This is a genomic window from Kitasatospora sp. NPDC004799 (assembly GCF_040609095.1).
Classification (GTDB): Bacteria; Actinomycetota; Actinomycetes; order Streptomycetales; family Streptomycetaceae; genus Kitasatospora.
In genome coordinates this window covers 1-3,455 of record NZ_JBEXJK010000604.1, presented here as the reverse complement: position 1 = coordinate 3,455, position 3,455 = coordinate 1, and the positions used below count along the sequence as shown (strand labels likewise).

Here is a 3,455-nt window from a genome sequence, read left to right as displayed (position 1 = left end):
AGCTCCGGCCAGGAGCGGGCCTCCCGCCCCGCCAGCTCGAAGGCGTGGGCGTCCTACATCGCCGGCGGGCCCGCCGAGCAGACCTTCGCCACCCTGGTCGGCCTGGAGCTGCGCCCGCGCCGGCTGCGCGACGCCTCCCGGCTCTGGGCGCTGCTCGCCGACGCGCGCGGCATCGAGGGCCGCGACGCGCTCTGGGAGCACCCGGACATGCTGCCCACCGCCGCCGACCTGGACGACCCGGACGCCTTCGTGCACCGGGGCTCCGCCGACGACCTGGAGGGCGGCATCGACTTCGACGCGCTCGACAAGCTGCTCGGCGAGGCCGCGGCCGGCCGGCCCGACCTCACCAAGGACGAGCGGCCGAAGACCGACGAGGACGGCACCGACGGGAAGGGCGGCCCCACCGCATGACGGCCACCACGACGCCCGCCACCGGGGCCCCGGCCACCGGCCTGCACGCGGACGCCGTCCGCACCCTGACCGCCTGGCGGCCCGCCGACCAGGACCAGGAGCAGCTGCGGCTGGACTACCTGGAGCACCTCGCCGCGCAGCCGGAGGGCCTCTACCGCTCCTGCCTGCCCGCGCACATCACCGCGAGCGCGGCGGTCGTCGACCCGGCCGCCGGGCGGGTGCTGCTCACCCTGCACCCCAAGGTCGGCATGTGGCTCCAGATGGGCGGGCACTGCGAGCCCGGCGACCGCGACCTCGCCTCGGCCGCGCTGCGCGAGGCCGTCGAGGAGTCCGGCATCCCCGACCTGGTGCTGCTGGAGAGCGGCGGCTCCCCCGTCCCGGCCAAGCTGGACCGGCACCTGGTCCGCTGCACCGGCAAGGACCGGCCGGAGAACACCCACCTGGACGTCCAGTACATCGCGCTGGCCCCGGCCGGCGCTCAGGCGCTGATCAGCGAGGAGTCGCTGGACCTGCGCTGGTTCGACTACGACCGGCTGCCGGAGCTCACCGACCACTCGGTGCGCGACCTGGTGGCCCGGGCGCGGCAGCTGACCGGCTGAGGTGCGACACCGGAAGGGGGCGCGGGCCTTGGGGGCCGGCGCCCCCTTCCGTCGTTCCTGCGGTCGAACCGGGACCTTCCGCTTTCCGTAGCCTCGGCCTGGGCCTGGGTCTGGGTCTGGGTCTGGGTCTGGGTCTGGGTCTGAGCGTGAGCCTCGGCCTCAGCCGCAGGAGGCGGCCGGGTCCGGACCGGTCGGGCCGGGGGCGGCGTGCCGAGCGCCGGGGATGTGCGGCAGCCGGGCGGCGGAGACCACGCCCTCCAGGTAGCCGCGGGCCCGCTCGGTCCGCGGGTAGGCCTCCAACAGGGCCCAGAACGCCGGGCCGTGGTCGGGCACCAGCAGGTGCGCCAGCTCGTGCAGCAGCACGTAGTCCAGCACGTACTCCGGCATGCCCTGGAGCCGGTGGGAGAGGCGGATCGTCCCCTCGCTGGGTGTGCAGGAGCCCCAGCGGGAGTTCTGGTTGGTGACCCAGCGGACCTGACTGGGCCGGGCGCGGCCGTCCAGGTAGACGGCCGACAGCTCGCGGGCCCGGGTCATCAGGGCCTCGTCCCCGGGGATCCGCCGGGACTCCTGGGCGGCGAGCTTCTCCAGCATCTGCGCGACCCAGCGCTGCTCCTCGGCGTGCGACATCCGGGCCGGGATCAGCACGACGGTGCGGTCGCCCTCGCGGTAGGCGGAGACGGTACGGCTTCGGCGGGCGCTGCGGCGCACCTCGACCCGGCCGCGGTCGTGCGCCTCGGGTGGCACGGCGCCGGCGGGCGGCGGCTGGGCCGGCCTCGGCTGCTGCCGCTGGTCCGGGCGCCCGCGCGTGTTCGGCGCCGCGACCTGCGACCCGGACGCGGCACGGGCACGCCGAGGCGACGCCGGTGGATGGGAGTCCCGCTCGGCTGCCATGGCACACGACGTTACCCGGTACCACGGACAGAAGTCCGCTGCCGTGGCCGGAATCTTTCATGGAGTGATCGGGAACGAAAAGTCGACGGTGGATGTCCGGAAACCGACGCCAGGGAGGATGGCCAGTTATCCACAGGGCGTGCGAACGGATGGTGTGATCATCTGCACGCACCTGTGGATAACTTTCCGCACGACCCCGCCGCGATGGGGCAAGCTGCGGTCAGCCGTCCGGAAACGATCGGAAGGGAGATCGTCGTGCGCCTCGCCCTCAAGCCCGCGCTGTCCCGCAGCTGGCGGGACTCGGAAACCCTGCAGTTCGGCACCGTCACCCGGTTCGCCGGGGTGCTCGGCAACGCCGACAAGACCCTCTGCGACTTCCTCGCGCTGCTCGACGGGACGCGCGACCGACCGGAGCTCCTCGCCGAGAGCGAGCGCATCGGGCTCGGCCGCGAACCGGCCGACGCCCTGCTCACCGGCCTGGAGGAGACCGGCCTACTGGACGACGCGGAGGCCGGCGCCCGGGCCCTGGCCCGCTTCCCCCCGCAGCAGCGGCCCGTGCTCGAACCGGACCTCGCCTCGCTCTCCCTGGTCCACTCCGGCCCGGGCGCCGCACCGGCGATCCTGGGCCGCCGGGCCGACACGCGGATCGAGGTGCGCGGCGCGGGCCGGGTCGGCGCTGCCGTGGCGGTGGTGCTCGCCGCCGGCGGTGCGGGGACGGTCACGGTCGCGGACAGCGGCCGGGTCAAGCCCGGCGACTGCTCCCCGGCCGGAATGCCGCCCGGGGACGTAGGCCGGCTGCGCTCGACAGCGGCCCGGGAGGCGGTGCAGCGCGCCGCGGGCCGGCCACCGGCCCCCGTGCCCCGGCGCCGGCCCGGGGACCAGCCACCGGATTTCGTGGTCCTCGCGCCCCGGGACGGCAGCGCCGCCTTCGCGGGCGGGACGTACGAGGCCCGGCTGCTGCTGCGGGCCCGGGTGCCGCACCTCTACGTGGGCGTGGTCGAGGAGTTCGGCGTCATCGGACCGCTGGTGATCCCCGGGATGTCGGCCTGCGGGCACTGCCTGGTGCTGCGGCGGGAGGACGAGGACGCCGCCTGGCCGCGGGTCCTGGCCCAGCTCGCCGACGGAGGCCCCGGCCGGGCGCGTACCCCGGCCTGTGACACGGCACTGGCGACGGCGGTCGCGGGGCTGGCGGCGCTGCACGTCCAGGTGTACCTGGACGGCGGCCGGCCGCCGAGCGTGGACGGCTGGTGCGAGGTCTCGGCCAGGGACGGCATGCCACGGCGCCTGCGGCTGCGCGGGCACCCGGACTGCGGCTGCCTGTGGCAGCCGCTGCCGCCGGCGTGAGGGACGGAGGAGGAGAAGGAGGACAGAACTGACGGGAGCAGGCCCGGCGGCTGCACGGCTCGGCAGCCACCGACCTCCCCACGGAACCACGGGCACCACCCGGCCGTACGAGCCGACGGCCAGGTGAGCCCGCGGTCCCGACGACCCCCGGCCGGGGTCGACGCCCCACGGGGCGGGCACGAGGCCTCCCACGGCCCGGGGGGGGGGGGC

4 protein-coding genes are annotated in these 3,455 nt (G+C 75.9%); 3 read left to right on the top strand and 1 reads right to left on the bottom strand.

Translation table 11 applies throughout. The features are described from left to right. Both ABZW03_RS38740 and ABZW03_RS38735 read left to right on the top strand, forming a co-directional pair. Positions 1-411, top strand: a 411-nt coding sequence (locus ABZW03_RS38740) for a zinc-dependent metalloprotease (protein ID WP_355269257.1), incomplete at its 5' end; no start/stop codon positions are given. Continuing rightward, positions 408-1,010 carry an NUDIX domain-containing protein gene (locus ABZW03_RS38735; protein WP_355269255.1) on the top strand — a complete coding sequence of 201 codons (603 nt, stop codon included), beginning with the start codon at positions 408-410 and terminating at the stop codon, positions 1,008-1,010. The genes ABZW03_RS38740 and ABZW03_RS38735, both read left to right, overlap by 4 nt. Before the next feature lie 159 nt (positions 1,011-1,169). On the opposite strand, the gene ABZW03_RS38730 is transcribed toward ABZW03_RS38735, so the two are convergent. After that, on the bottom strand, positions 1,170-1,754 hold the full coding sequence (locus ABZW03_RS38730; RefSeq protein ID WP_355269253.1) for a SprT-like domain-containing protein: 585 nt from the start codon (positions 1,752-1,754) through the stop codon (positions 1,170-1,172). 402 nt (positions 1,755-2,156) lie between these two features. Here ABZW03_RS38730 and ABZW03_RS38725 point away from each other — a divergent pair, with 402 nt between their 5' ends. Next, positions 2,157-3,245 (top strand): ThiF family adenylyltransferase, encoded by a 1,089-nt coding sequence (locus ABZW03_RS38725; RefSeq protein WP_355269251.1) that lies wholly within the window; start codon positions 2,157-2,159, stop codon positions 3,243-3,245. The last annotated feature ends 210 nt before the right edge of the window (positions 3,246-3,455 follow it).

Bases quoted from the DNA above. Each gene is read 5' to 3' on its own strand.
- ABZW03_RS38735 (WP_355269255.1), top strand. From the start codon at position 408: ATGACGGCCACCACGACGCCCGCCACCGGGGCCCCGGCCACCGGCCTG.